This is a genomic window from Shinella sp. S4-D37 (assembly GCF_040812195.1).
Lineage (GTDB): Bacteria > Pseudomonadota > Alphaproteobacteria > Rhizobiales > Rhizobiaceae > Shinella.
Window position 1 is genome coordinate 355,622 of sequence record NZ_JBFNXL010000005.1, and the last position, 24,976, is coordinate 380,597.

Below are 24,976 nucleotides of genomic sequence, written 5' to 3' on the forward strand. Positions count from 1 at the left end.
ATTCTTCTGTGGCAGTGTCCGCGTGCTTGGAGGAGGCCCGCATGATCGTCGATACGCACCTGCATCTCATCTACCGGGACCGGCTGTCCTATCCCTGGCTTGCCGGCGTGCCGCTGCTCGATGCCGATTTCACGCAGGAGACCTATGCGCGGGAAGCGCGCCGCCTCGGCATCGTCGCGGCGCTGCATATGGAAGTGGATGTGGCGGAGGGCGATATCGCGCGCGAGACGGCCATGGTCGAGGAGCTTGCGGAGGAAGCGGGCAGCCTGCTCGTCGGCACTATTGCCGCCTGCCGGCCGGAATCGCCGGATTTTCCGGCCTATCTCGATACGGTCCTTGCCAATCCCTTCGTGCGAGGTTTCCGCCGTGTGCTGCATGTCGTGCCGGACGATGCTTCCGAAGGCGCGCTCTTCCGCGAGAACATAAGGCGGCTGGCGGGCACCGGCCTCAATTTCGACCTTTGCGTCCTGCCGCACCAGATCGGGAAGGCGATCGGGCTGGCGGACCTTGCGCCCGACGTATCCTTCGTGCTCGACCATTGCGGCGTGCCCGACATCAAGGGCGGCGGTTTCGACGCCTGGAAGGGGCCGGTCGCGGAGATTGCGCGCCGGCCGAACGTCACGGTGAAGCTGTCCGGCATTCCCGCCTATGGCGCGGAAGACTGGACGCTGGAGGACCTGAAGCCCTATTTCGCCCATGTGGCGGAGCATTTCGGCTTCGAACGCATGGTCTGGGGCAGCGACTGGCCGGTCTGCACGCTCGGCGGCGGGCTTTCCACCTGGATCGGCGCGACGCAGGCGCTGCTGTCGGGCATCAGCCTTGAGGACAAGCGCCGCGTGCTCTCGGAAAATGCCGTGCGACTCTGGAAGATCGCGCCGAAGGCGTGATCACCGCCAGCGCGCCGTGCGTTCGATCCATTCGCGCGTGCGCGCCTCCGGATCGGCGTTCAGCGTGATATCCGTCACCACGGCGGCGCTGTCGGCGCCGTTTTCGAAGACGGCTTGCAGGCGATCCGGATTGAGGCCGCCGATGGCGACGAGGGGAAGCGGCGTGATGCGCGCCTTCCAGTCCCGGAGGCGTTCGACGCCTTGCGGCGCCCACTTCATCTTCTTCAGGATCGTCGGCCAGACAGGGCCGAGCGCGACATAGTCGGGCCTCGCCGCCAGCGCGATGTCGAGCTCCGCGCCGTCATGGGTGGAAAGACCGAGCTTCATTCCCGCCGCGCGGATGGCGCCGACATCGGCGGTCGCCAGATCCTCCTGTCCCAGATGCACGTAATCGCAGCCCTCCTCGATGGCGATCCGCCAGTAGTCGTTGACGATGAGCTGGCAGCCATGTTCGGCGCATGTGGTTTTCGCCCGGCGGATCTCGTCACGCAGACGATCGTCCGGCGTGTCCTTCATGCGCAGTTGCACGAGTTTCACGCCGACCGGCACGAGCCGGTCGATCCAGTCGGCGCTGTCGACGATGAGGTAGAAGGGATCGAGCGTCATGAGAAGACCGCCTTTCCGATGACGGGGGTGGAGGGGACGGCCATGTCGCGCGGCTCCAGCGGCACGGCGGCATGGGCGAGGCGGCCGGCATCGATGGCGAGCGCGAAGGCCTCGGCCATCGCGGCCGGATCGCCGGCGCCGGCGACGGCGGTGTTGAGCAGCACGGCATCATAGCCGAGTTCCATGACGCCGGCGGCGTGCGAGGGGCGACCGATGCCGGCATCGACGATCAGCGGCACCTCGGGGAAATGCGCACGAAACGTCTTGAGCGCCATCTGGTTCACCGGCCCCATGGCCGAGCCGATCGGCGCGCACCACGGCATCAGCACGCGGCAGCCGGCCTCGATCAGCTTTTCCGCGACGACGAGGTCGTCCGTCGTATAGGGGAAGACCCGGAAGCCTTCTCCCGTCAGGATGCGGGCGGCCTCGACGAGGCCGAAGACGTCGGGCTGCAGGGTGTCGTGATGGCCGATCACCTCCAGCTTGATCCAGTCCGTGCGGAAGACCTCGCGGGCCATTTTCGCCGTCAGCACGGCCTCCTGCACGCTGTGGCAGCCGGCGGTGTTGGGCAGGACATGCACGCCGAGCGCATGGATCAGCTCGAAGAACGCACCGCCCCCCTTGCCGCCGGCGGTTTCGCGGCGCAGCGACACGGTGACGATCTCCGCCTTCGCGCGGCGCACGGCCTCGGCGAGGATCGCGGGGGAGGGATAGCGGGCGGTGCCGAGCAGCAGGCGGGAGCGCACCTCCTTATCGTAGAGCTTCAGCATGTCAGCCTCCCTGCATGGGCGAGAGGATTTCGATGCGGTCGCGCGCGCCGAGCGTGAAGCCGGCGCGGTCCTCGCGGTGCACCAGCTCGCCGTTGACGGCCGTCGCCAGCCACTCGCCCTCGTAGTCGAGGGCAGCGAGCAGGTCGGCAAGCGTCGCCGCCGCGACCTCCTGTTCCTCGCCGTTGATGATGAAGGTCATGACGCCCTCCTTTCCGGTTGTGCCTGCTCTACGAGGAGCCGCCGCGCGACCTCGCCCGCCATGGCGGGGGCGAGCAGGAAGCCGTGGCGGTAGAGACCGTTCACATGCAGCGTGCCGTCGTGCTCGCTGACGCGCGGCAGGTTGTCGGGATAGGCCGGGCGGATGCCGGCGCCTGTTTCCGTAAGCCGCGCCTCACCGAAGGCGGGGTGCAGCGTATAGGCGGCGTTCAGCAGTTCCATGAGCGAACGGGCGGTGATGCCGCCGCCGTCGGCGCTCTCGATCATCGTCGCGCCCACCATGAAGCGGTTCCTTCCGCGCGGCACGATGTAGATCGGGTGGCGCGGATGCAGCAGGCGGACGGGGCGGGAGAGGTTGACCTCCGAAGTTTCCACATAGAGCATCTCGCCGCGCACGCCCCTGAGGTCCGGCAGGCTGCCGATCTGCGCGGCGCCGGTGCAGTCGACCACGCGGTCGTAGCGTGCGGCATCCGGCGTGCCGTCCGCGCCGAAGAGGAAGCGCATGCGCGCCTCCTCCAGCCCGGCAGTGAGGGCCGAGAGCGCGCGTTGCGGGTCGAGATGGGCCTCCTGCCGGAAGAACAGCGCCCTGGGGAAGCGGCTGGCAAGATCGGGCTCCAGATCGGCGATGGCCGCGGCATCCAGCCATTCCCAGCCGCTCGTGCGGCGGGCGAAACGGTCGAGCTCCCCGGCATCGCGGCCGGCGGCGACGACCAGCGTTCCGCGACGCGTGACATGACCGGGCACGGCCGCCTCCCACCAGTCGGCGGCCGAGCGGCCGAGCGTCACGACGGGTTCCTCCGCGCTTTCGCGCTCACACCAGGGGGCCAGCATGCCGCCGGCAAAGCCGGAAGCGCCGAGGCCGACCTTTTCGGCCTGCTCGGCGATGGTGACGTCGAAACCGTGGCGATAGAGCTGCCAGGCGACCGTGAGGCCGGCGACGCCGGCTCCTTTGACGAGGACGCGCATGGTCATTCTCCCGCCGCGACGTCGGAAAGCGGCATGTAGAGGTCGCCGCCGTCACGATATTTCGCCGCCATGGCCTCCAGCCCCTCCTTCTGCGCTTCGGCGCGAATATCGTGCGAGATGCGCATGGAGCAGAATTTCGGGCCGCACATGGAGCAGAAATGTGCCACCTTGTGCGCCTCCTTCGGCAGCGTCTCGTCGTGGAAGGCGCGGGCGGTCTCCGGGTCGAGCGAGAGGTTGAACTGGTCCTCCCAGCGGAATTCGAAGCGGGCGCGCGACAGCGCGTCGTCGCGGGTCTTCGCCGCCGGATGGCCCTTGGCGAGATCGGCGGCGTGGGCGGCGATCTTGTAGGTGATGACGCCGACCTTCACGTCGTCTCGGTCGGGCAGGCCGAGATGTTCCTTCGGCGTGACGTAGCAGAGCATGGCCGTACCGAACCAGCCAATCATCGCCGCGCCGATGCCCGAGGTGATGTGGTCGTAGCCGGGTGCGATGTCCGTCGTCAGCGGCCCGAGCGTATAGAACGGTGCCTCGCCGCAGGTCTTCAACTGCTTGTCCATGTTCTCCTTGATCTTGTGCATCGGCACATGGCCGGGGCCTTCGATCATGACCTGGCAATCCTTCGCCCAGGCGATCTGCGTCAGTTCGCCGAGCGTTTCGAGTTCGGCGAACTGCGCGGCGTCGTTGGCGTCGGCGATCGAGCCGGGGCGCAGGCCGTCGCCGAGCGAGAAGGAGACGTCATAGGCTTGGGCGATGTCGCAGATCTCGTCGAAATGCTCGTAGAGGAAGCTTTCCCGGTGGTGATGGAGACACCACTTGGCCATGATCGAGCCGCCGCGCGAGACGATGCCGGTGACGCGGTTCACGGTGAGCGGGATATAGGCGAGCCGCACGCCGGCATGGATGGTGAAATAGTCGACGCCCTGCTCGGCCTGCTCGATCAGCGTGTCGCGGAAGACCTCCCAGGTGAGGTCCTCGGCAATGCCGTTGACCTTCTCCAGCGCCTGGTAGAGCGGCACGGTGCCGATCGGGACCGGAGAATTGCGGACGATCCATTCGCGGATGTTGTGGATGTTGCGGCCGGTGGAGAGGTCCATGACCGTATCGCCGCCCCAGCGGATCGCCCAGACCATCTTCTCCACCTCTTCCGCCATGGAGGAGGTGACGGCGGAATTGCCGATATTGGCGTTGATCTTCACCAGGAAGTTCCGGCCGATGATCATCGGCTCGGCCTCCGGATGGTTGATGTTGGCCGGGATGATGGCCCGGCCGCTCGCGACTTCCTGGCGAACGAATTCCGGCGTCACGAAATCGGGGATATGGGCGCCGAAGCTCTCGCCGTCGCGGACGAGCGCTTGCTTGGCGGCCTTGCGACCGAGGTTTTCGCGGATGGCGATGAATTCCATTTCCGGCGTGATGATGCCGGCGCGGGCATAGGCGATCTGGGTGACGGCCTTGCCGTCCTTCGCCCGGCGCGGGCGGTTGCGGATCGGGAATTCCGGCGTCAGCCGCTCGCCGGTGGCAAAGCCGTTGTCCTCCGGGCGGATGTGGCGGCCGTCGTATTCCTCGGTGTCGCCGCGCGCCGCGACCCAGGCCGCGCGCAGCCGCGGCAGGCCGCCCTCGATGGAGACGACATGGGCGGGGTCGGTATAGGGGCCGGAGGCGTCGTAGACGATGACCGGCGGTTCGCCGGAGGTCGGATGCAGGGCGATCTCGCGCATCGGCACGCGGATCTGCGGGTGCTGCTCGCCGGCTATGTGGATCTTGCGCGAGGCGGGCAGGGCGCCGGTCGTGACGGTGGGGGTGAGCTTCTGGGCGGCAATATTCATCGTGAGGCTCCAAGTTTGCGGTTGGAGACCCAGTCCTAGAGCCGGAATGATGGAAGGACGCGTAGGCGGAATCCGGGTTGCGGATTACGGGTTCTACAGCGCTTGCACCGTCCCTACGCCAGTATGAACTGGATCAGGTTCAACGGGTCACTGCGCTGCGAAAGCCAGCAGTATCTCAGCCCCTTGTCGGGACCCCCCTGGTGAATGCCCCAAGCAAAGACGCTACGTGGTGATTTGTCAACCGGGTAAAATATGTAAAAAATAACTTACGTATATTACGGTGCGGGAAATGAAAACGGCGGGGTTTTGCCCCGCCGTTCTCTTTGAAATCCCGGGCGAAAACTATTCACGTTCGCCGGTGAAGTTCAGCAGCAGCTGGAAGATGTTGACGAAGTTCAGGTAGAGCGAAAGCGCGCCGAACACGGCCATCTTCTGCTGCGATTCCTGGTCGATGTTCTCGGCGTACTGTTCCTTGATGTTCTGCGTGTCCCAGGCGGTGAGGCCGACGAAGACGACGATGCCGATCACGGAAATGGCGAACTGCAGGGCGCTCGAGCCGAGGAAGATGTTGACGATCGAGGCGATGATGACGCCGATGAGGCCCATGATCAGGAACGAGCCGAACTTCGAAAGGTCACGCTTCGTCACATAGCCGTAGAGGCTCGTCGTACCGAACATGGTGGCGGCGATAAAGAAGGTGCGGGCGATGCTCGTGCCGGTGAAGACGAGGAACACCGAGGCGAGCGACAGGCCCATGACGGCGCAGAAGGCCCAGAAGGTCATCTGCGCGGCGCTGGCCGACATCGTCTGGATCTTGAACGAGAAGAAGAAGACGAAGGCGAGCGGCGCCAGCATCACCACCCATTTCAGCGGCGAGGAGAAGATCGGCACGTAGAGCGCCGGCGTCGAGCCGACGATGAAGGCGACGAGGCCGGTGATGACGAGGCCGGCGCCCATATAGTTGTAGACGCGCAGCATGTGCTGGCGCAGGCCCTCGTCGAAGAGGGCGGCCGACTGCGCCTGCGCGCCGTAGCCAAATCGCTGTTGTACGGGGTCCATCGAATGTCTCCTTCGGTTTGGAAGCGGTTGATCAGTAGAGCGTGCGCGAGAGGTCGCGCGCGGTTTCAGCCAGGTCGTCGGCCTTTCGGCTTTCCGACACCAGCGCATAGGCGACGTCGCCGATCTGCCAGTAGGCGGCCCGGGCATTGTCGGCGTGGAAGAGCAGGACGTGCTGCACGCCGAACGAGCCGGGGCGCACGGCAAAGAGCGACAGGCGCTCGCCCTTGCGCGGCTCCAGCACCAGTTCGACGCTCGGGCCATAGGCGGAGGGGAAGACCTGCGTGTCGATCACGCCCCAGCCCTTCGGCAGGTCCGGCAGCACGATCGCGGTGGCCGAGCGGATCTCGGCCGGATCGAAGGTCTCGATCTCCGGCTGGGAGGTCATGGTGTCGCGCAGCAGCGTCGTCTTGTGCGCGCGCACCGCCTCCTCCACGAAGGCGGGTGGCGGCGTGGAGGCAACGACCTCGGTGGCGCCGAACGGGCCGAGCACGGCATGGGCCGTCCAGCCGGCGGTAACGAACAGGGCGATGGCCGCGGCGCGGCGGAAGACGGAGAAGATGCGGCGGCGCGACAGCGCGCGTTCGAGGAGCCGCGCGGCCTCGCGCGTTTCCTGCCGGATCACCGTGCGGTGGTCGGCGAGCGCCAGGCGCAGTTCGTCGCGCACGCGCAGGTCCTTCATGATCTGCGCGGCGACCTCCGGCCGTTCCGAAAGATAGGCCTCCACCTCGATGCGCCGGCCGACGGCAAGCTGCTCGTCGACATAGGCGTTGAGGTCGGTTTCGAGAATGGGGTCATTGCTGGTCATCGCCAGTGCCTCCGACGAGCCTGAGATGTGTGACGGGAGCGGCTGTGCCGCTCTGTTCGAAGGCGCGCAGCCGCTGGCGGGCGCGGGCGACGCGCGACATCAGCGTGCCGACCGGAATGCCCAGCGTTTCGGCCGCCTCCTGGTAGGAAAGCTCCTCGATCGCGACGAGATGCAGGGCCTCGCGCTGGTCTTCCGGCAGGGCGAAGAAGGCGTTGCGGAGCTGCGTCAGGCGCACCGAATGGTCCTGGTTCGCCGGAACGGACGCCTCCGTCAATTCCGCGGCGGCATCGTGCCGGCGTTCCTGCGAGCGGCGCTGGCGCAGCCGGTCGACATGCGCGTTGTGCAGGATCGACATCAGCCAGTTGCGCACGCTGGCGCCGGTGCGGAAGGTCGACTGCCGCTCGTAGGCCTTGACCAGCGCGTCGTGCACCAGGTCCTCGGCCTCGTCCGGATTGCGCACGAGCGAGAGCGCGTAGCGCCTGAGCGCTGCGAGCTGTCCGATCACGTTGAAGCCGGGTGTCTTTCCGTTCATACCCCAGTATACGAAAGCCGGGCGGCGCCCATTCCACTCCTGCTGGAAAAATTTTCAGAACCAGTGCAGCACGAGGGCGGCGAGCACGATGTAGCGGCCGAACTTGGCGATGGAGACGACGGCGAGGAAGCGCAGGAAGGGTTCGCGCATGATGCCGGCGGCCACCGTCAACGGGTCGCCGATGACCGGCATCCAGCTGAGCAGCAGGCTCCACCAGCCGTATCTGCGATACCACCGACCGGCCCGTTCGAGGTTGCCGTCGCTGACGGGAAACCACCGCGCGCCGCGGAACCGCTCGACGCCGCGGCCGAGCAGCCAGTTGACGACCGAGCCCAGCACATTGCCGGTGCCGGCGACGAGGATCAGCAGGATTGGGGAATAGGTTGCGGTGGCCAGCAGGCCGCCGAGCACGGTTTCCGATTGCGCCGGCAGGATGGTGGCGGCGACGAGCGCGGCGAGGAAGAGCCCGCCATAGGCGGCAAGCGTGCCCATCGGATCAGGGCGAAAGCAGGGTTCGGGTGAGGGGATGCCCGGGATCGGCAAGGCCGTCGACGATGTCGAAATGGTGCCGGTTCGGCTCGACGATGGTCGCCGTCGTGGCGCCGAGACCGGTCCAGATGTTGGCGAGCAGGGCGTTCTGGCGCAGGAACTCCGCCCGCTCCATGGCACCCGCCCAGCAGGTGAGCCGTGTGCCCGTGACGGGGCGCAGCAGGGCCGGGCTCTCGGCGATGGCCTCCGCCTCGTCGATATGCAGCCGTTCGTTCATGGCGGTGGGCATGAGCGGGCGCAGGTCGTGCAGGCCGGAGAGGGAGAGGACATGGCGGATGCGGGCGAGCGTTTCGGCGGAAAGCGGCGAGGCTTGCGATACCATGCGGCTGACGAGCTGGCCGCCGGCAGAATGGCCGATCAGGCGGAGGTCGCCGGCGACCAGACCTGCTGCCGTCTCGATCGCCGCCGCGACCTCGCGCACGATGCCGCCGAGGCGGATCGCCGGGCAGAGCGTGTAGGAGGGCACGGCGACGGCGTAGCCATGGGCAAGGGGACCGGCGGCAAGATGCGACCAGAAGCTCTTGTCGAGCCGCAGCCAGAAGCCGCCATGCACGTAGACGACGAGGCCGCATGGCGTGCCCTCGGGTAGGAAGAGGTCGAGGCGATTGCGCTCGCCCTCGCCATAGGCAAGGTCGAGCCTTGTCCGGCCTTCGGCGGCAAGCGCCGCGCGCATCCGCTCTGCCGGCTCCACCCAGGCGGCGGGCCAGCGGGCGCCGCCCGGAATGTTGCTGCCGTTCTCATAGGCGTCGTCCCAGTCGGTGATCCTGTAGCCGAACATGCGGTCCTTCCTTCCTAAACGCCGAGATAGCGGTCCTGCAGCTCCCGGGTGAAGGCCGGCGGCGGACCGGAAAACACCGTGCGGCCCTTTTCCAGCACACAGCAGCGGTCGGTGAGCGGCAGGAGCTCGGAAAGCGTCTTGTCGACGACGAGGATCGACTGGCCTTCCGCCTTCAGCCGCCGGATCGCCGCCCAGATATCCTGCCGGATCACCGGCGCCAGCCCTTCGGTCGCCTCGTCGAGGATGAGGAGCTTCGGGTTGGTCATCAGCGCGCGGCCGATCGCCAGCATCTGCTGCTCGCCGCCGGACAGCGTGTCGGCATATTGCCCCAGCCGCTCGCCGAGCCTTGGAAAGAGATCGACGACCTTCGCCAGCGTCCAGGCGCCGCGCCGGGCGGAGGCGAGGAGGTTTTCCTCGACCGTCAGGTTGGCGAAGCAGCGGCGCCCCTCGGGCACGAGGCCGATCCCGAGCCGGGCGATACGGTGCGGCAGGAGGGAAGTCACGGCCTTGCCGTCGAAGGCGATGCGGCCGGCACGGGCCGGCGTCAGGCCGAGGATCGAGCGGATCGTCGTCGTCTTACCCATGCCGTTGCGGCCCATCAGCGCCACCACCTCGCCCTCGCCGACCGCAAGCGACACGCCGAACAGCGCCTGCGAGGCGCCGTAGAAGGTCTCGACCGCCTCAAGCACGAGCAGGCTCATGCGGGTTCTCCCAGATAGGCCCGGCGCACCTCGGGGTCGTTGCGGATCTCGCTGACGCTGCCGGTCGCGATGATGCGGCCGTAGACCAGCACGGACACGCGGTCGGCCAGCGCGAAGACGGCGTCCATGTCGTGCTCCACCAGCAGGATCGGCGCTTCCCGGCGCAGCCCGTCGAGAAAGCCGGTCAGCGCCTTGGAGCCTTCCGGCCCCATGCCGGCCATCGGCTCGTCGAGCAGGAAGGCCTTCGGCTCCATCGCCAGCGCCACGGCGATCTCCAGTTGCCGGCGTTCGCCGTGGGAGAGCGCCGCGGCGGGGATGTTGGCCCGGTCGGCAAGGCCGACGCGTGACAGCATCCGCATTGCCGGTTCGGTGAGCGCGGTGTCGCGCGCCACGGGACGCAAGAAGCGCAGGCTCGTTCCCTGCCGTGCCTGCACGGCGAGCATGACGTTGCGCAGCGCGGAAAACTCCTGGGCGAGCGAGGAGATCTGGAAGGTGCGGGCAAGGCCCATGCGGGCGCGCCGCGCCGTGTCGAACGCGGTGACGTCCGTGCCGAGGAAGCGGATGCTGCCGGCATCAGGCGCGAGCGCGCCGGAAATCTGGTTGATCAGCGTGCTCTTGCCCGCGCCGTTCGGGCCGATCAGGGCGTGGATCTCGCCGGGCCTGAGATCGAGGCTGGCGCCGTTCGTCGCCTTCAGCGCGCCGAAGGACTTTTCGAGGTCTTTGACTTCGAGCACCGGTTCAGCCATGGCGCGACCTCCCGGCCAGAAGGCCGAGGAGCCCGCCGCGCGCGAAGAAGACGACGGCGAGGAGGACGAGGCCGAGGAAGAACTGCCAGCGTTCCGTCAGGCCGCCCAGCGCATATTCGAAGAGCACGTAGAGCGTAGCCCCGGCCAGCGGGCCGAACAGGCGGCTCTTGCCGCCGAGGATGATCAGCACGATCAATTCGCCGGACATGTGCCAGGACAGCATGGAAGGGCTGACGAAGCGGTTGAGATCGGCAAAGAGCGCGCCGGCAAGGCCGGTGATCGCGGCCGAGAGCACGAAGGCGACGAGGCGGATCGTGAAGGGCGAGATGCCGATGGCGGCGAGCCTCACGGGGTTCTGCCGCGCGGCCTCCAGCGCCGCGCCGAAGCGGGAGGCCCGCAGGCGATGGAAGAGGAGAAGGCCCAAGAGCAGCAGCACGAACACCACGGCGAAATAGGGAAAGGGCCTTGCCGTGTTGAGGCCGGGAAAGCCGTTGCGCATGGAAAGCGACAGGCCGTCCTCGCCGCCATAGGCCGGCCAGGAGATCGCGAAATAGTAGATCATCTGCGCGAAGGCAAGCGTGATCATGATGAAATAGACGCCCGACGTGCGCAGGCTGACGAGGCCGATCGGCAGCGCGACGAGGCCGCACAGCAGGATCGCGACGAGCCAGATCGCCGGCATGGACGTCGTGCCCGGCAGGCCGAAGGCGACAGGCTCCATGTTGAAGGCGTGCGTCGCCAAAACGCCGGCCGCATAGCCGCCGAGGCCGAAGAAGGCGGCATGGCCGAAGGAGACGAGGCCACCGAGCCCGAGCGCGATGTTGAGCCCGACGGCCGCCAATGCCAGGATCGCGACGCGGGTGGCAAGCGTGATGTAGAAGACCTCGCCGGTGAGGAGTGCCGCGAGCGCGACGGCCGGCAGCAGGAGGACGAGGAGGAGGTTGACCGTCGTTTCGCGCGCCGTCATGCCTCAGGCCCTCGCCGAGAAGAGGCCGCTCGGCCGGAAGGCGAGGATCAGCGCCATCACGATATAGATGAGCATGGAGGCGAGCGCGGCGCCGACGGGCCCGGCCTCGGTCGCCGGCATCACCAGAGCGAGCGCCTTGGGCAGCAGGAAACGGCCCATCGTATCGACGAGGCCGACGAGGACCGCGCCGATCAGTGCCCCCTTGATGGAGCCGATGCCGCCGATGACGACGACGACGAAGGCGAGGATCAGAGCCGGTTCGCCCATGCCGACCTGCACCGATTGCAGCGCGCCGACGAGCGCGCCGGCAAGGCCGGCGAGCGCTGCGCCGAAGGCGAAGACGATCGTGTAGAGCGAGCGGATGTCGATGCCGAGCGCGGCGATCATCTCACGGTCGGATTCGCCCGCGCGGATGCGCATGCCGAGCCGCGTGCGGCCGATCAAGAGGTAGAGGCCGATGGCGACGGCGATGCCGACGCCGATGATGGCGAGGCGGTAGAGCGGATATTGCCCGCCGCCGGGCAGCGTCACGGCGCCCTGTAGCAGCGGCGGGATATCGAGATAGAGCGGGAAGGAGCCGAAGAGCCAGCGTGTGCCCTCCGAGAAAATGAGGATCAGCGCGAAGGTGGCGAGCACCTGGTCGAGATGGTCGCGGGCATAGAGCCGGCGGATGACGGCAACCTCCATCAGCGCGCCGGCGGCGGCGGCGGCAGCAAGGCTCGCGACGAGCCCGAGCCAGAAGGAGCCGGTCGCGGCGGCAACCGCGGCGCAGGCGAAGGCACCGACCATGTAGAGCGCGCCGTGGGCAAGGTTGATCAGTCCCATCACGCCGAAGATCAGCGTCAGGCCGGCGGCGATGAGGAACAGCATCACGCCGAGCTGGAGCCCGTTCAGGAACTGTTCGATCAGGAGGGCGAGGGACAAGATGGCCGGTCCGGAAGGTCATGCGGGGACATCCGCCCGGGGGCGGATGTCCGGTCGCGGATTACATCGAGCACTTGTCGGCGTAGGCGTCGCCGTGATCGGTGAAGGCGGTGGCGATGATCCTGTTGGTCAGTACGTCGCCTTCCTTCACGACCTCGGTGACATAGATGTCCTGGATCGGATGGTTGTTCGTGTTGAACTTGAATTTTCCGCGCACGGAGGCGAAATCCGCCGCCTTCAGGGCGGCGCGGAAGGCGTCCTTGTCCTTCACGCTCGCCTTGCCGATGGCCGAGAGGATAAGGTTGGCCGTGTCCCAGCTCTGCGCCGCGTAGATCGAGGGCAGGCGATTGTATTCCTTCTGGAACGCTTCGACGAAGGCCTTGTTGGCCGGGTTTTCGAGGTCCTTCGCCCAGGTGCCGGAATTCTTCACGCCCAGCGCGGCATCGCCGATCGCCGGCAGCACGTCCTGGCTGAAGGAGAAGCCGGGCCCGGTGACGGGGATGGAAACGCCCGACTGGGCATATTGCTTCATGAAGGCGATGCCCATGCCGCCGGGAAGGAAGAAATAGACGGAATCGGCGCCGGACGCGCGGATCTCCGCGATCTCGGCGGCATAGTCCGTCTGGCCGACCTGGGTATAGACCTCGCCGGCGAGCTCGCCCTTGTAATAGCGCTTGAAGCCGGTCAACGCGTCCTTGCCGGCCGGGTAGTTCGGCGCCAGGATGAAGGTCTTCTTGTAGTCCTTGTTGTCGTATTCGCCCATCGCCTCGTGGAAGTTGTCGTTCTGGTAGGCGACGTTGAAATAGTTCGCATGGCAGTTCGCGCCGGCGAGCGCCGACGGGCCGGCATTGGGCGAGAGATAGATGACGTCCTGCGCCACCGCGTTCGGCACCACGGCCATCGCGAGGTTCGACCAGATGATGCCCGTCATCAGGTCCACCTTGTCGCTCTGGATCATCTTCTCGGCGATCTGAACGGCGAGTTCCGGCTTCTGCGCATCGTCTTCCACGACGAGTTCGATCTCGCTGTTGCCGGATTGCTTGATGGCGAGCTGGAAGGCGTCGCGCATGTCGATGCCGAGGCCCGCGCCGCCGCCCGACAGCGTGGTGATGACGCCGATCTTCACCGGTTCGGCATGGGCGACGCCCGCCGTCGCGATCGCGAGAGCGGCCACGCCGCCCGCCAGAAACTTCCGCATGCTGTTCTCCCTCTTTCCGTCGGCCCCGTTTTCGGGGCGTTTTTCGAGAAGAGAACCTTTCAGAGTTCCGCGATCAGTGCAACCGTGTGTTTTCGTTTCGCAATCGGAGAATTGCGGGAAGATCGGCGGCGGCCCGCAGGTTCGGGCCGCCGGCACGATCAGCGCCGCGGAGGACGACGGCGGCTAGACTTGCAGCCGGTCGGCCGGCTCATCCGCCCGGTCAGCAGAGCGGCGACCGGTTCATCAGCACGATATCGCTCGATGTCAGCGCCATGCGCGAAGGCTCGTCGATCTGCTCCAGCACCGCATGCAGTGCCTTGTCCAGACAGAATTCGGCGACCTCGGCATTCAGCGATTTGGCCGATTCCAGCGCGAATGCGACAAGCCGCGCCAGCGCCATCAGTTCCGTGCCCCTGTCTTCGGTTTCGATGGTCTCAATTTTCATGTCCTGTGCCCCCTCGAGCCATGCTCGCTTCCAACCCCTGAGGCGAAGTATAGGCGTGACTCCGAAGCGGCGCGCGTGACTCGAGCGTGACACACGCGGAATGGGAAACTGCCCGTCTTTTCAGGTTTCGGGTTGATCGGCGAGGATGCGCCAGAGCGATGTCGCCCGGAATGTCCAGTTTCCCTGTTTTTCAGGGGGTTTTGCGTCGAAATCTTTGAGGGCGTGCACGAGGGCGAGGGCGTCCGCACGCTTCTGGTCGACCGTTGCTGCGAGGAGAAGTTGCAGGAGCGCCTTCCGGTCCGATGCCGCTTCGGCCTGTTTTATGATCGCAAGCCAGGTCCGCTCCTTGTAGAAGAGCCGTGCCGCTGCCGCGCGGAGCATCGATATTCGATGCTTATCAAGGGCTTCCTCCGCCTCCAGCCGATCGAAGGTCGCCTCGGCGTTGACGAGGGGAAGGGAGAGGGCGGGATAGCCGAGTTCGGCGGGACCATGCAGCAGGGCGACGTCCGCATCGTCGACGCGCCGGCCGCAGGCATAGTCCTCGTAGATGCGGCCGATGCCGACCATGCCGAACGCGGCGCATTCGGCGGCGCGCAGCGCACCCATGCTGGCCGCACCGAGGACGGCGACGCCCTGATCCAGCGCGTAGAGGATTTCCTTGTGCCAGACGGGGGCCACATGCTCGAAATTGCCATCGACGATGCCGATCGCGTCAGCGCCGGCACGCACGGCGGCAAGAACGTCGCCCTGGGCAGCGGGTGGGCGGACGACGATCGCACTGCCGCAGACGGCGGCGGCATCGGGCAGGCTCGGGCCGGCAAAGAGGATCTTCATGCGGCTGCGAACAGCATGCGCGAGAGCGCGCGCGGGCCGAAGGCATGGCGGCGTGCCCCTTCCGGACTTTCCAGCGCCGGCACGACCATCTTGACGACGCAGACGGGGAGCGTCGCGTCTCCCAGCGGGACGGCGACGAGGGGGGCGATGCCCGATGCGCCGAGCCTTGCCACGCAATGGGCGAGCAGCGCGGCGGCATCGCCCCCCGGCGCGGGATGGGTCTTCGCTGCGCGGGGGCGGGCTTCGAAGAGCGCGAGGGTTTCCGGCGGCAGCGGCCGGGTGAAGGTTTCGGCGAAGAGATCATCGCGCGCGCCGCTGATGGAGGTGAGGCGCGATTGGGCGACTTCGGTGAGCGCGCGGATGGCGGCGCGGGCGGCAACCGGATGGGTGCCGTAGCCGATGGTCGCATCGTGGAACAGCGGCCGCTTCTTCGCGGCAAGGCCGGCATCGCCGAGCACGGCGGCATAGGTCGGGATGGCGAGGTCGCTGGTGATGTCGAAGAGGCGCAGATCCAGCCCGGCCGCGCCGAACCGGCCGGCGAGCGTATCGATGAGGGGATCGGCGAGACCGGCCGGATCGACGGCCGTTGCCATGCGCCGTTCACGCGGCAGCAGGCGCCAAAGGCGGTCGGCATCCCGCTCGACGCGCTCCAGGAGGCCATGCAGGATCGCCTCGGTCTGCGAATTGCCGGAGGCGAGGCCGTCGGAGGATTGCCAGAAGCGCGGCGCCGTTTCGGTCCTGTCGAGGCAGACGGCCTCGCGCGGCACCCAGACCGTCTCGCCCGTCACGATATCGCGCCCGGCGAGCCAGTCGAGGCCTTCGTCTTCCGCAAGGAAGGCCTGCCCGCTCGCCACGAAGATGTCGAGCGGCAGGCAGGTTTCGCCGGCCGCCACGAAATCCCGTCGTGCTGCGCGCCGTGCCGGGACGAGCGGTTCGCCGGCGATCGAGCGCTCCAGCGCCTCCATGGCGGCGGAGACCTTGGCGTCGATATCGGTGATGCCCTTGCCCTGGTTGATGACGATCGAACGGGCATTGGGACTGACGGCGTTCCAGACCGGAATGCCGACGCGGTCGAGCCCCGTCAGGCGCGACAACCGCGTGATGCCGAACCGGGGTAGCAAGGCCTCGATCCGGCGCCAGGTCTCGTCGGGACCGCAGATGCGGTCCGAATAGGTGGTCACGGTGCGAGCCGGGTCAGGGTTGCGTGTCCATGAAGCCGCCGATCACGTATCGTAGAAGCCGCCCGACAGCTGCGTCAGATTGTCGGCCGTGGCGTTGGCCGGCGCGCGCACCGCGAAATCGACGCCCGCCGTTATCGTCGCACCGGCCTTGCGCAGGTCGTCTCCCGCCTTCAGGGGGCCGCTTGCCGGCACGGCGATCTGCGTGACGGTGCCCGCGTCGAGATCGGCGACCCACAGGCCGTCATCTCCCTCGATACCCAAAACAACGAGTCTTGCCATATTCGTTCTCCCTTATCGTCAATGAATCAAAAACCTGCTCGTTTCAGTCCGTCGTAATAGTGTCTTCGCTGCCATTCCTCCTTGAAAGGGACAATCGCCATCCAGGAATCGAGATCGAAGTTGGGATTGCTCTCGTAGGTGCGGCGCACGAACAGCCGGGCCTTCTTGAGGTCCCCGAGCATGGCCCAGGAAGCGGCCGATATGCGGTGGACGGGTTCCTTGTCCTTCATCCGGCTTATGTAGGACAGGGCTTCCTCATATTTGCCGAGCCCGTAGGCGGCACCCGCCGCGGTCCAGAAATACTCGTCCGGCGGCAGCGGGTTGAGTTCGATCGCGTGCTCGATCTTCTTCAGGCCGATATCCGGCCGCGAGGCCTGCACCAGCGTGTCGGCATAGCTCGCGATGACATTGGCATAATGCGGGCTCAGCGCCTCGGCGCGGTCGAGATAGGCGGTGCTTTCGTCGAACTGGCGGGCATAGAGTTTGACCACGCCGAGTTCGCGGTATCCCGAGGGCAGGCGCTCGTCGACGCGGATGGTTTCCTCCGCGAAATGCTCGGCCTGGCGCAGCAGGTCCGCATCGCCGCGCGCCGTCAGCAGCCATTCGAGGAAATAGGTGCGTGCCAGGCCGCCGATCGCCGGGGCGAAGCCGCTGTTGACCTGCAGGGCCTCGCGAAAGCTCTTGCGGGCGCGGCGGATGTCGCGCAGGTCGAGGTTCTTCAGCTGGCCCTGGCCGATGAGGAAGCTGCGGTAGGCGCCGGCATCCTGCTCGTAGTCGCGGTGCACCACCTCGTTGCGCTCGATCTCGGTGGCGATCGCCCCGGCGATCTGGTGGGCGATCATCTGCCGCGAACGGGCAAGGCCCTCGGCGGAGAGCGGGAAGCGCTCGGCCCAGATCACCTCATCGCTGCCGAAGAAGATGAGCTGGGCGAAGAGCGTATGGTGATGGCCCTCGTCGCGCAGCCGCGTTTCCAGGATGTAGCTGATCTTGTGGCGCTCATAGGTGGCGGCCCTGTCGGCCTGGAGCGAGATCAGCGCGGCGGTGTGCGGGGCGATGATCGAAATGGATCGCAGGGCGCAGAGCCCGATCGTCACGTCCTCGATCAGCGCTTCGCTGAAGCGGGCGGCGGTCCGGGCGGCCAGCGTCGTGACCGGCGGCAGCAGCACGACGCGCGGCGGGTTCGGCCGGGCAAGCGTGACCTCGGCCCCCTCCGATGCCGGCATGCGGGTATGCGGCTGCAAGGTCATGAGGCTTTCGGACGTTGCCGGCCGGCCCGTCAGTACGGCGCGCACCTCCTCATCGTCCGGGTTGCTCTCCAGGAGGCGCAGGGCGGCGGCCGCACGGGCCTGCCGTGTGCCGGCGCCGCCCTCCAGCAGCGCGCCGCGCAGGAGGGCCATGTGCGCGGCCCGCTGCAGCATGATCCAGCTCGAAAGCGCCCGGTTGCCGGCTTTCACATATTTGAGGAAGTCGTCGGTCAGGGCGGCGGCGAGTACGGCAAGACCCGCGCCCTCGCGCATCGCCTCGATATCGCTTTCGATGGCGTCCTGACCGAGCGCGATCGTGGTGTCGGTGAAGCTGAGATAGGTCCGGCCCAGTTCGCGCTGACGTTTCTGGGTCCGCGAAACGGTCTGTCGCAGGTTGGCGAAGGCGGCGGCGCTGTTGGCATCGTCCCAGAAGAGGCTCGCGGCATCCGCCCGCGGCATGTCGTTGATGCCGCGCGCCACGAGGTAGCAGAGGATCAGAAGCGCCTTTTCGGGAAAGACGATGTCATTGCCGCCCTCGTCGAGCAGGCGCAGGTGACCGAGCGTCTGCAGCCGGGCCGGCATGTGGGGTCAGATCCGCAGTTCCGGTGCGCTGTCCGCGCGTTCGCCGGCTTCGGCGGCGGCGCTGGCCTTGGAAAGCGCGGTGGCCAGAGCGATGATCGACTTGCGCACGCCCGTATCGTCGATCTTCAGGAAGGCGCGGTTGAGGTCGAGGCCCTCCTTGGAGGAGACGAAGGTGGAGACGTCGCCCGTCTCGTGCCCGGCGCCGGCGGCCGGCATGGCGCTGTCCTCGTCCTGGAAGAAGAAGCCCGGCGGAACGCGGAACACTTCGGCGATCGCCTGCAGGCGGCTGGCGCTGATGCGGTTGGTGCCCTTCTCATACTTCTGTACCTGCTGGAAGGTGACGCCGAGACGGTCGGCGAGGGCTTCCTGGCTCATGCCCACCATCAGCCGGCGCAGGCGGACGCGAGAACCGACGAAGACGTCGATCGGGTTCGGTGTTTTCTTGGTCATGAGGCTTTCTCCCCTGTTGGACATGCCGGGGCATGGCGAGATACGCGTATCTCGTCACTGTGCTTGAATCGCCTGTCCGATGCAACTGCCGGGAACCGGAATTCCTCGCTACCGTAACGTGAGCCGACGTGTGTTTCAGATGTCGTAGCTCTGCGGCGCGCTGAGCGAGGCGATGAATTTCTTCGTGCGTTCGCGCTTCGGCGCGGAGAAGATGGCGCGGGGCGGCCCCTCTTCGACGATGACGCCGCCATCGAGAAAGACGACCGTGTCGGCAACGCGCGAGGCGAGGCGCAGGTCATGCGTCGCCATGACCATGGTCGTGCCCTCGCGGGCAAGCCGGCTCAGCACCTCGACCACCTCTTCGGCAAGCTCGGGGTCGAGCGCGGAGGTCGGCTCGTCGCAGAGCAGGACGCGCGGCGAGGGGGCGAGCGCGCGGGCGATGGCGACGCGCTGCTGCTGGCCGCCCGACAGCGTCGCCGGCCAGGCATCGGCCTTGTGCGCCATGCCGACCTTCTCGAGCAGTTCCATCGCGCGGGCGCGCGCCTTGTCGGCCGGCCATTTCAGGACGGTGACGAGGCCTTCCATCACGTTGGCGATGGCCGTCTGATGCGGGAAGAGCTGGAAATTCTGGAAGACCATGCCGGTCTGGCGGCGCAGCTTCTGGATCGCTGGCCAACCGACCTTGCGGCCGGGCGCGAAATCGATCTTTTCGTCACCGAGCTTGATCGAGCCGGATGTCGGCGTCTCCAAAAGGTTGATGCAGCGCAGCAGCGTGCTCTTGCCGCCGCCGGACGGGCCGACCAGCGCCGTCACCGTGCCCTCAGGCAGCGTGAGGCTGATGTCGCGCAGCACATGGTTGTCGCCGAAGCGCTTTTCGATATGGCCGAGTTCGATCATGTGCGGGCCTCCAGGAAGCCGCCATAGCGGGCGAAACGCTTTTCGAGCCGGACCTGCAGGGCCGAGAGCACGGAGCTCAGCGCCAGATAGATCAGGGCCGCCTCGATATAGAGGATCAGCGGCTCATAGGTCGTGGCGACGATGCGCTGCGCGGTCTGGAACAGTTCCGGCACGGTGACGGCGGCGGCAAGCGAGGTGTCTTTCACCAGCGAGATGAAGGTGTTGGAGAGCGGCGGCACGGCGACGCGCGTCGCCTGCGGCAGGATGGTGCGGCGCATGGCCTGCGACCAGCTCATGCCGATCGAATAGGCCGCTTCCCACTGGCCGCGCGGCACGGAGGCGATGACGGCGCGGATGATCTCCGACGTGTAGGCCCCGACATTCAGCGTGAAGCCGATGAGGGCGGCCGGGAAGGCGTCGAGCAGGATGCCGATGCTCGGCAAGCCGTAGAAGATGACGAAGAGCTGCACCAGGAGCGGCGTGCCGCGGATCACCCAGACATAGAAGCGGGCGACGGCAACGAGCGGGCGCGGGCCGAACAGTCGGGCGATGGCCGTCAGAAGGCCGAGCGTCAGCCCGAGCACGAAGGAGGCCAGGGTGAGCGGAATGGTGAAGACGAGCGCCGCCCACAAAAGGGGCGCAAGCGAATCCAGCATCAGTTGAAGCCACGGCGGCACGGGAAACCCTCCGAAATGCGGCTGGCCGGAGGGATCCCCGGCCAGTCGGTCGTCTCATCTATAAGGCAGGAACGGGCCGCCGCGAAAGCGGCCGGCTTTCGATTACTTCGACACGTCCTGGCCGAAATACTTGTCGGCGATCGCCTGGTAGGTGCCGTCCGCCTTGATGTCGACGAGCGCCTTGTTGATCGCGTCCAGAAGCTCCGGCTCGCCCTTGCGGATGATGACGCCGGAATAGTCGGCGTTTTCCTGCTCGGCGGCGATCTTCACATTGGCGTCGGGCTTGTGCTTCTTGAAGTCGAGGAAGGACAGGCTGTCGTTGATCGTCGCGTCGGCGCGACCGGTCAGGACGAGCTGGATCGACTGGTCGAAGCCGTCCGTGCCGACGAGCTCGGCGCCGGCGCCTTCAGCGATCTTGCCGAAATTGGAGGTAAGCGACTGGGCGGACTTCTTGCCCTTCAGGTCGGCGAAGCCCTTGATGCTGTCGTCGTCGGCGCGCACGATCAGCACGGCCTTGGAGGCGATGTAGGGCTCGGAGAAGTCGTATTTCTGCTTGCGCGCGTCGGTGATGCCGACCTGGTTGATCACGGCGTCGTAGCGGTTGGCGTCGAGGCCGGCGATCAGCCCGTCCCATTTGCCTTCCAGGAACTCGGCCTTGACGCCGAGTTTCTCGGCAATGGCCTGGCCGATCTCGACGTCGAAGCCGACCAGCTTGCCGTCCGTGTCATGGTAGGTGAAGGGGGCGTAGGTGCCTTCGGTGCCGATCTTCAGCGCGCCGGCGGCCTGCACCGCGGCGAGGTTTTCGCCGGCATGGGCGGGGGCGAGAATGGCGGCCTGGAGGGCCGCGGCGGCGGCAAGGGTCTTCAACCAGTTCATCTTGGGACTCCGTTTCTGCGTGAATTCGATTGGGCGATTGATCGCAGAAATCCGTGCAAAACGATGGGCAGAAAACTGCGAATAAATTCGGCGATTTGAAATATCCTTCTCAATTTTTTCGACGGATCGGGCTTCAGGCCCTCGTTTTGCCCGGTTTGGCGGGCCGCGCGGGAGTTGAGCCGCGGGTGTGCATTTCCTGTTTTTGGGGACTTGCCAAGCGCGAAAACAGGGACAATTGATTGGGCACCCAAAAAAACAACGGGGAAGGAAAACAAAAAATGGCAAACAGACTGATTGGCTTTCGTGCAGCGCTTCTGGCCGGTGCGATCCTGCTTGGCGCAGGTCCGACCCTCGCAGAAACGGTGCTTCACCGCGGTAATGCCGGCGAGCCGCAGACGCTCGACCAGGCGCACACCTCCATCAATATCGAGGAATTCATCCTCAAGGACCTCTACGAGGGCCTGACGATTTATGACGCCGCCGGCAAGATCGTTCCCGGCGCGGCGGAAAGCTGGACCGTCTCCGACGACGGCACGGTCTATACGTTCAAGCTGCGCGAAAACGCGAAGTGGTCGGACGGCTCGCCGGTGACGGCGGAAGACTTCGTCTTCTCCTTCACGCGCGTGGAGGACCCGAAGACGGCGGCGGGCTATGCCAACATCCTCTATCCGATCAAGAACGCGGAGAAGGTCAACAAGGGTGAAGTCGGCCTCGACCAGCTCAGCGTCAAGGCCGTCGATGCGACGACGCTGGAAGTGACGCTGGAGCGCCCGACGCCCTTCTTCCTCGAACTGCTCGCGCACCAGACGGCGCTGCCGGTCTCCAAGGCCAGCGTCGAGAAGAATGGCGCGGATTTCGTCAAGCCCGGCACGATGGTCTCCAACGGCGCCTTCAAGCTCGCAAGCCACGTACCGAACGACAACCTCGTCGTCGAGAAGAACCCGAACTACTGGGACGCCGCCAACGTCAAGCTCGACAAGGTGATCTTCTACCCGATCGACGATCAGGCGGCTTCCGTCCGCCGCTTCGAGGCGAAGGAAATGGACCTCGTCTATAACTTCTCCGCCGATCAGATCGAGCGCCTGAAGAAGAGCTACGGCGATGAGGTTCACGTCTCGCCGACGCTTGCCACCTACTACTACGCCTTCGACACCCGCACCGAGCCCTATAGCGACGTTCGCGTGCGCCGGGCGCTCTCCATGGCGGTCGACCGCGACTTCCTGGCCACGGAGATCTATTCCGGCTCGCAGCTTCCGGCCTATTCCATGGTGCCCCCGGGCATGCAGGGCTATGAGCCGGCGCTTGCCGATTTCGGCGCGCTCTCGCAGCTCGACCGCGAGGACGAGGCGCTGAAGCTGATGAAGGAAGCGGGCTACGGCGAGGGCGGCAAGCCGCTCAAGATCGAGATCCGCTACAACACCAACCCGAACCACGAGCGCGTGGCGACGGCCGTTGCCGACATGTGGAAGAACACCTTCGGCGCCGAGGTGTCGATGGTGAACCTCGACGTGTCCTCGCACTACGCCTACCTGCAGGAAGGCGGCGCGTTCAACGTGGCGCGTGCCGGCTGGGTTGCCGACTATGCGGATGCGGAGAACTTCCTGGCGCTCAGCGTCAGCACCAACAAGACCTTCAACTACGGCAAGTTCGAGAATGCCGAGTATGACGCGCTCATGAAGAAGTCCTATGAGGAGCAGGACCCGGCGGCGCGCGCCAAGGTCCTGCACGAGGCGGAAGCCCTGCTCATGAAGGAACAGCCGATCGCGCCGTTCCTGACGCAGGCCGACCTGTGGCTCGTCTCCAGCAAGGTCCAGGGCTGGCATGACAACGCCGCCAACCAGCACCTGAGCCGCTTCCTCTCCGTTTCGGAATGATCCGACGCCGGTGCGCGGCCCCCTGAGGCCGCGCACCAGTGTCACTGGGGAGTCCTGGTCATGCTTGCCTTCGTTCTCCGGCGCCTCGCAAGCGCCGTGCCGACGCTATTCATCGTCGTCACGATTTCGTTCTTTCTCATGCGCTTTGCGCCCGGCGGCCCGTTCAACCTCGAACGTCCCTTGCCGCCCGCCACCATGGAAAACCTGATGCGGGCCTATCAGCTCGATCAGCCGCTCTGGCGACAATACCTTACCTATATGGGCAACGCCGTCACCGGCGATTTCGGACCGAGCTACATCTACAAGGACAATTCCGTTGCCGAACTGATCGGCAAGGGCCTGCCCTATTCGATCGAACTCGGCTTCTACGCGCTGCTGCTCGCGCTCGTCGGCGGCGTCGTCGTCGGCACGATCGCGGCCTTGCGCCAGAACAGCGCGCTCGATTTCGCCGTCATGTCGGTAGCGACGATCGGCGTCACGGTGCCGAATTTCGTCGTCGGCCCGGTCCTGACGCTGATCTTCGCCATCGTGCTCGCCTGGCTGCCGGCCGGCGGCTGGGGCGACGGGTCGCTGCGCTTCCTCATCCTGCCGACGATCGCGCTTGCCTTGCCACAGCTTGCGGTCTTCGCGCGCCTCACCCGCGGTTCGATGATCGAGGCGCTGCGCACCGACCATATCCGCACCGCGCGGGCCTACGGCCTGCCGGCGAAATCGGTGGTCGTGGTGCACGCCATGCGCGGCGCCATGCTGCCGATCGTCTCCTATCTTGCGCCCTGCGCGGCGGCCCTCCTCACCGGCTCCGCCGTGGTCGAGACCATCTTCACCATTCCCGGCGTCGGGCGCTATTTCGTGCTCGGGGCGATCAACCGCGACTATACGCTCGTCATGGGCACGGTCGTGCTGATCGCCATCTTCGTCATCGTCTTCAATCTGCTGGTCGACATTCTCTATGGCCTGCTCGATCCGAGGGTTCGCCATGACTGACGCCGTCGTTTCCCCCGCGTCCGGGGGCGAGGTGAAGGGGCGCAGCCTCTTCCAGCTCGCCGTCATGCGCTTCCGCCGCAACCGCCCGGCCATGGCGGGCTCCGTCATGCTGGTACTGATCGCGTGCTTCGCCTTCTTCGGCCCGTTCTTCATCAGCCACAGCTACGACCAGGTCTTCTCTTCCTATGTGACGATCCCGCCGAGCCTGGAGCCGCGGCCGGGTGAAGAATCGCTGGAGGAGGCGATGAAGGGCGCCGCCGCGCGCGCCCGCGTCGAATTGCAGTCCTTCTCCGTCGAAGGCGAGACCTTCACGGCGGTCGTCACCGCGAAGGACGCGATCGATCCGCGCACGACGCGCTACTTCGACCGCGCCAACGAGTTCGACAAGACGGAAGTCCTCTCGACCGAGGACGAGGGCCGCAAGCTTACGCTGTCCGGCGTCGTCGACCGGGAATATTTCCTGTTCGGCACCGATACGAACGGGCGCGACCTGATGGCGCGCGTCATGCTCGGCGGGCAGATCTCCATCGCGGTCGGTCTGCTCGCCAGCCTCGTCTCGCTCGGCATCGGCGTCGTCTACGGCGCGATCTCGGGCTATATGGGCGGGCGCGTCGACAATGTGATGATGCGCTTCGTCGAGATCCTCTATTCGCTGCCCTTCGTCTTCCTCGTCGTGGTGCTCGTCGTCTTCTTCGGGCGCAGCTTCGTGCTGATCTTCATCGTCATCGGCGCGGTGGAATGGCTCGACATGGCCCGCATCGTGCGCGGCCAGACGCTGTCCCTGAAACGCCGGGAGTTCATCGGCGCGGCGGAGGCCCTGGGCTTGACGGACTGGCAGATCATCCGCCGGCACGTCATCCCCAACACGATCGGCCCGGTCGTCATCTTCGTCACGGTCATCGTGCCCAAGGTGATCCTGCTCGAAAGCTTCCTGTCCTTCCTCGGCCTCGGCGTGCAGGCGCCGCTGACGAGCTGGGGCTCGCTGATCGCGGAAGGCGCGAACAACATCCAGTCCGCGCCCTGGCTGCTCGTCTTCCCCGCCATCTTCTTCGTCGTCACGCTCTTCTCGCTGAACTTCGTCGGCGACGGCCTGCGCGACGCGTTCGACCCGAAGGATCGCTGA

General features: G+C 66.3%; 28 protein-coding genes and 1 riboswitch. Of the genes, 4 read left to right on the forward strand and 24 right to left on the reverse strand.

Annotated features, from left to right (window positions below):
- The first annotated feature begins 41 nt into the window (after window positions 1–41).
- On the forward strand, window positions 42–887 hold the full coding sequence (locus tag AB3G45_RS09210) for an amidohydrolase (RefSeq protein WP_367830256.1): 846 nt from the start codon (window positions 42–44) through the stop codon (window positions 885–887).
- Here the strand turns inward: AB3G45_RS09210 and AB3G45_RS09215 are convergent, their stop codons facing one another.
- The 24 genes from AB3G45_RS09215 to AB3G45_RS09330 form a co-directional block, all read right to left on the reverse strand.
- Window positions 888–1,493: a thiamine phosphate synthase gene (locus AB3G45_RS09215; protein WP_367830257.1), complete on the reverse strand. Its 606-nt coding sequence runs from the start codon at window positions 1,491–1,493 to the stop codon at window positions 888–890.
- Window positions 1,490–2,263 carry a thiazole synthase gene (locus AB3G45_RS09220; RefSeq protein WP_367830258.1) on the reverse strand — a complete coding sequence of 258 codons (774 nt, stop codon included), beginning with the start codon at window positions 2,261–2,263 and terminating at the stop codon, window positions 1,490–1,492. Before AB3G45_RS09220 ends, AB3G45_RS09215 begins: the two co-directional genes overlap by 4 nt.
- Before the next feature lies 1 nt (window position 2,264).
- Window positions 2,265–2,462, reverse strand: coding sequence for a sulfur carrier protein ThiS (gene thiS, locus AB3G45_RS09225; RefSeq protein WP_367830259.1), 198 nt, complete (start codon window positions 2,460–2,462; stop codon window positions 2,265–2,267).
- Window positions 2,459–3,445, reverse strand: a complete 987-nt coding sequence (gene thiO, locus AB3G45_RS09230; RefSeq protein WP_367830260.1) for a glycine oxidase ThiO — start codon at window positions 3,443–3,445, stop codon at window positions 2,459–2,461. Before thiO ends, thiS begins: the two co-directional genes overlap by 4 nt.
- Window positions 3,446–3,447: 2 nt before the next feature.
- Complete coding sequence (gene thiC / locus AB3G45_RS09235; RefSeq protein WP_367830261.1) at window positions 3,448–5,271, reverse strand: phosphomethylpyrimidine synthase ThiC; 1,824 nt, start codon at window positions 5,269–5,271, stop codon at window positions 3,448–3,450.
- A gap of 92 nt (window positions 5,272–5,363) precedes the next feature.
- A riboswitch (TPP riboswitch) is annotated at window positions 5,364–5,480 on the reverse strand.
- A 133-nt stretch (window positions 5,481–5,613) separates the two neighbouring features.
- Window positions 5,614–6,330 carry a Bax inhibitor-1/YccA family protein gene (locus AB3G45_RS09240; protein WP_367830262.1) on the reverse strand — a complete coding sequence of 239 codons (717 nt, stop codon included), beginning with the start codon at window positions 6,328–6,330 and terminating at the stop codon, window positions 5,614–5,616.
- Between the two features lie 31 nt (window positions 6,331–6,361).
- Window positions 6,362–7,135, reverse strand: coding sequence for an anti-sigma factor (locus AB3G45_RS09245; protein WP_367830263.1), 774 nt, complete (start codon window positions 7,133–7,135; stop codon window positions 6,362–6,364).
- Window positions 7,122–7,667, reverse strand: a complete 546-nt coding sequence (locus AB3G45_RS09250) for a sigma-70 family RNA polymerase sigma factor (protein WP_367830264.1) — start codon at window positions 7,665–7,667, stop codon at window positions 7,122–7,124. The genes AB3G45_RS09245 and AB3G45_RS09250 overlap by 14 nt, the downstream gene beginning before the upstream one ends.
- A gap of 54 nt (window positions 7,668–7,721) precedes the next feature.
- Entirely contained in the window at window positions 7,722–8,159 is a 438-nt protein-coding gene (locus tag AB3G45_RS09255) for a YqaA family protein (protein ID WP_367830265.1), read from the reverse strand.
- Between the two features lie 4 nt (window positions 8,160–8,163).
- On the reverse strand, window positions 8,164–8,994 hold the full coding sequence (locus AB3G45_RS09260; protein WP_367830266.1) for an alpha/beta hydrolase: 831 nt from the start codon (window positions 8,992–8,994) through the stop codon (window positions 8,164–8,166).
- A 14-nt stretch (window positions 8,995–9,008) separates the two neighbouring features.
- Entirely contained in the window at window positions 9,009–9,695 is a 687-nt protein-coding gene (locus AB3G45_RS09265; protein ID WP_367830267.1) for an ABC transporter ATP-binding protein, read from the reverse strand.
- On the reverse strand, window positions 9,692–10,441 hold the full coding sequence (locus AB3G45_RS09270) for an ABC transporter ATP-binding protein (RefSeq protein WP_367830268.1): 750 nt from the start codon (window positions 10,439–10,441) through the stop codon (window positions 9,692–9,694). The genes AB3G45_RS09265 and AB3G45_RS09270 overlap by 4 nt, the downstream gene beginning before the upstream one ends.
- Window positions 10,434–11,408: a branched-chain amino acid ABC transporter permease gene (locus AB3G45_RS09275; protein ID WP_367830269.1), complete on the reverse strand. Its 975-nt coding sequence runs from the start codon at window positions 11,406–11,408 to the stop codon at window positions 10,434–10,436. Before AB3G45_RS09275 ends, AB3G45_RS09270 begins: the two co-directional genes overlap by 8 nt.
- A 3-nt stretch (window positions 11,409–11,411) precedes the next feature.
- The gene (locus AB3G45_RS09280; RefSeq protein ID WP_367830270.1) at window positions 11,412–12,332 is read right to left on the reverse strand and encodes a branched-chain amino acid ABC transporter permease; all 921 of its coding nucleotides are present in this window, start codon (window positions 12,330–12,332) and stop codon (window positions 11,412–11,414) included.
- 61 nt (window positions 12,333–12,393) lie between these two features.
- Entirely contained in the window at window positions 12,394–13,530 is a 1,137-nt protein-coding gene (locus AB3G45_RS09285; protein ID WP_367830271.1) for an ABC transporter substrate-binding protein, read from the reverse strand.
- Window positions 13,531–13,750: 220 nt separating this feature from the next.
- Window positions 13,751–13,975, reverse strand: a complete 225-nt coding sequence (locus AB3G45_RS09290; RefSeq protein WP_367830272.1) for a hypothetical protein — start codon at window positions 13,973–13,975, stop codon at window positions 13,751–13,753.
- Window positions 13,976–14,095: 120 nt separating this feature from the next.
- On the reverse strand, window positions 14,096–14,809 hold the full coding sequence (locus AB3G45_RS09295) for a TfuA-like protein (RefSeq protein WP_367830273.1): 714 nt from the start codon (window positions 14,807–14,809) through the stop codon (window positions 14,096–14,098).
- On the reverse strand, window positions 14,806–15,990 hold the full coding sequence (locus tag AB3G45_RS09300; protein WP_367830274.1) for a YcaO-like family protein: 1,185 nt from the start codon (window positions 15,988–15,990) through the stop codon (window positions 14,806–14,808). Before AB3G45_RS09300 ends, AB3G45_RS09295 begins: the two co-directional genes overlap by 4 nt.
- A 42-nt stretch (window positions 15,991–16,032) precedes the next feature.
- Window positions 16,033–16,269 carry a hypothetical protein gene (locus AB3G45_RS09305; protein ID WP_367830275.1) on the reverse strand — a complete coding sequence of 79 codons (237 nt, stop codon included), beginning with the start codon at window positions 16,267–16,269 and terminating at the stop codon, window positions 16,033–16,035.
- A gap of 26 nt (window positions 16,270–16,295) precedes the next feature.
- On the reverse strand, window positions 16,296–18,095 hold the full coding sequence (locus AB3G45_RS09310) for a hypothetical protein (RefSeq protein WP_367830276.1): 1,800 nt from the start codon (window positions 18,093–18,095) through the stop codon (window positions 16,296–16,298).
- A gap of 6 nt (window positions 18,096–18,101) precedes the next feature.
- Window positions 18,102–18,545 carry a helix-turn-helix domain-containing protein gene (locus AB3G45_RS09315; protein WP_367830277.1) on the reverse strand — a complete coding sequence of 148 codons (444 nt, stop codon included), beginning with the start codon at window positions 18,543–18,545 and terminating at the stop codon, window positions 18,102–18,104.
- A gap of 135 nt (window positions 18,546–18,680) precedes the next feature.
- A complete protein-coding gene (locus AB3G45_RS09320) occupies window positions 18,681–19,442 on the reverse strand; it encodes an amino acid ABC transporter ATP-binding protein (protein ID WP_367830278.1) in 762 nt (253 codons plus the stop codon).
- Window positions 19,439–20,119 carry an amino acid ABC transporter permease gene (locus tag AB3G45_RS09325; RefSeq protein ID WP_367830279.1) on the reverse strand — a complete coding sequence of 227 codons (681 nt, stop codon included), beginning with the start codon at window positions 20,117–20,119 and terminating at the stop codon, window positions 19,439–19,441. Before AB3G45_RS09325 ends, AB3G45_RS09320 begins: the two co-directional genes overlap by 4 nt.
- 102 nt (window positions 20,120–20,221) lie before the next feature.
- Window positions 20,222–20,995, reverse strand: coding sequence for an amino acid ABC transporter substrate-binding protein (locus AB3G45_RS09330; RefSeq protein ID WP_367830280.1), 774 nt, complete (start codon window positions 20,993–20,995; stop codon window positions 20,222–20,224).
- A 278-nt stretch (window positions 20,996–21,273) separates the two neighbouring features.
- Here AB3G45_RS09330 and AB3G45_RS09335 point away from each other — a divergent pair, with 278 nt between their 5' ends.
- Genes AB3G45_RS09335 through AB3G45_RS09345 form a run of 3 tightly spaced genes read left to right on the forward strand, consistent with a single transcriptional unit; the run spans window position 21,274 to window position 24,976 of the window.
- Window positions 21,274–22,869 (forward strand): peptide ABC transporter substrate-binding protein, encoded by a 1,596-nt coding sequence (locus tag AB3G45_RS09335; RefSeq protein WP_367830281.1) that lies wholly within the window; start codon window positions 21,274–21,276, stop codon window positions 22,867–22,869.
- A 60-nt stretch (window positions 22,870–22,929) separates the two neighbouring features.
- Window positions 22,930–23,853 (forward strand): oligopeptide ABC transporter permease OppB, encoded by a 924-nt coding sequence (gene oppB / locus AB3G45_RS09340; RefSeq protein WP_367830282.1) that lies wholly within the window; start codon window positions 22,930–22,932, stop codon window positions 23,851–23,853.
- Window positions 23,846–24,976, forward strand: coding sequence for an ABC transporter permease (locus tag AB3G45_RS09345; RefSeq protein WP_367830283.1), 1,131 nt, complete (start codon window positions 23,846–23,848; stop codon window positions 24,974–24,976). Before oppB ends, AB3G45_RS09345 begins: the two co-directional genes overlap by 8 nt.

What these genes read in the sequence shown, in the direction of transcription:
- AB3G45_RS09210 (WP_367830256.1), top strand. Translation starts at nt 42, where the DNA reads ATGATCGTCGATACGCACCTGCATCTCATCTACCGGGACCGGCTGTCC.
- AB3G45_RS09215 (WP_367830257.1), bottom strand. Translation starts at nt 1,493, where the DNA reads ATGACGCTCGATCCCTTCTACCTCATCGTCGACAGCGCCGACTGGATC.
- AB3G45_RS09220 (WP_367830258.1), bottom strand. Translation starts at nt 2,263, where the DNA reads ATGCTGAAGCTCTACGATAAGGAGGTGCGCTCCCGCCTGCTGCTCGGC.
- thiS (WP_367830259.1), bottom strand. Translation starts at nt 2,462, where the DNA reads ATGACCTTCATCATCAACGGCGAGGAACAGGAGGTCGCGGCGGCGACG.
- thiO (WP_367830260.1), bottom strand. Translation starts at nt 3,445, where the DNA reads ATGCGCGTCCTCGTCAAAGGAGCCGGCGTCGCCGGCCTCACGGTCGCC.
- thiC (WP_367830261.1), bottom strand. Translation starts at nt 5,271, where the DNA reads ATGAATATTGCCGCCCAGAAGCTCACCCCCACCGTCACGACCGGCGCC.
- AB3G45_RS09240 (WP_367830262.1), bottom strand. Translation starts at nt 6,330, where the DNA reads ATGGACCCCGTACAACAGCGATTTGGCTACGGCGCGCAGGCGCAGTCG.
- AB3G45_RS09245 (WP_367830263.1), bottom strand. Translation starts at nt 7,135, where the DNA reads ATGACCAGCAATGACCCCATTCTCGAAACCGACCTCAACGCCTATGTC.
- AB3G45_RS09250 (WP_367830264.1), bottom strand. Translation starts at nt 7,667, where the DNA reads ATGAACGGAAAGACACCCGGCTTCAACGTGATCGGACAGCTCGCAGCG.
- AB3G45_RS09255 (WP_367830265.1), bottom strand. Translation starts at nt 8,159, where the DNA reads ATGGGCACGCTTGCCGCCTATGGCGGGCTCTTCCTCGCCGCGCTCGTC.
- AB3G45_RS09260 (WP_367830266.1), bottom strand. Translation starts at nt 8,994, where the DNA reads ATGTTCGGCTACAGGATCACCGACTGGGACGACGCCTATGAGAACGGC.
- AB3G45_RS09265 (WP_367830267.1), bottom strand. Translation starts at nt 9,695, where the DNA reads ATGAGCCTGCTCGTGCTTGAGGCGGTCGAGACCTTCTACGGCGCCTCG.
- AB3G45_RS09270 (WP_367830268.1), bottom strand. Translation starts at nt 10,441, where the DNA reads ATGGCTGAACCGGTGCTCGAAGTCAAAGACCTCGAAAAGTCCTTCGGC.
- AB3G45_RS09275 (WP_367830269.1), bottom strand. Translation starts at nt 11,408, where the DNA reads ATGACGGCGCGCGAAACGACGGTCAACCTCCTCCTCGTCCTCCTGCTG.
- AB3G45_RS09285 (WP_367830271.1), bottom strand. Translation starts at nt 13,530, where the DNA reads ATGCGGAAGTTTCTGGCGGGCGGCGTGGCCGCTCTCGCGATCGCGACG.
- AB3G45_RS09290 (WP_367830272.1), bottom strand. Translation starts at nt 13,975, where the DNA reads ATGAAAATTGAGACCATCGAAACCGAAGACAGGGGCACGGAACTGATG.
- AB3G45_RS09295 (WP_367830273.1), bottom strand. Translation starts at nt 14,809, where the DNA reads ATGAAGATCCTCTTTGCCGGCCCGAGCCTGCCCGATGCCGCCGCCGTC.
- AB3G45_RS09305 (WP_367830275.1), bottom strand. Translation starts at nt 16,269, where the DNA reads ATGGCAAGACTCGTTGTTTTGGGTATCGAGGGAGATGACGGCCTGTGG.
- AB3G45_RS09310 (WP_367830276.1), bottom strand. Translation starts at nt 18,095, where the DNA reads ATGCCGGCCCGGCTGCAGACGCTCGGTCACCTGCGCCTGCTCGACGAG.
- AB3G45_RS09315 (WP_367830277.1), bottom strand. Translation starts at nt 18,545, where the DNA reads ATGACCAAGAAAACACCGAACCCGATCGACGTCTTCGTCGGTTCTCGC.
- AB3G45_RS09320 (WP_367830278.1), bottom strand. Translation starts at nt 19,442, where the DNA reads ATGATCGAACTCGGCCATATCGAAAAGCGCTTCGGCGACAACCATGTG.
- AB3G45_RS09330 (WP_367830280.1), bottom strand. Translation starts at nt 20,995, where the DNA reads ATGAACTGGTTGAAGACCCTTGCCGCCGCCGCGGCCCTCCAGGCCGCC.
- AB3G45_RS09335 (WP_367830281.1), top strand. Translation starts at nt 21,274, where the DNA reads ATGGCAAACAGACTGATTGGCTTTCGTGCAGCGCTTCTGGCCGGTGCG.
- oppB (WP_367830282.1), top strand. Translation starts at nt 22,930, where the DNA reads ATGCTTGCCTTCGTTCTCCGGCGCCTCGCAAGCGCCGTGCCGACGCTA.
- AB3G45_RS09345 (WP_367830283.1), top strand. Translation starts at nt 23,846, where the DNA reads ATGACTGACGCCGTCGTTTCCCCCGCGTCCGGGGGCGAGGTGAAGGGG.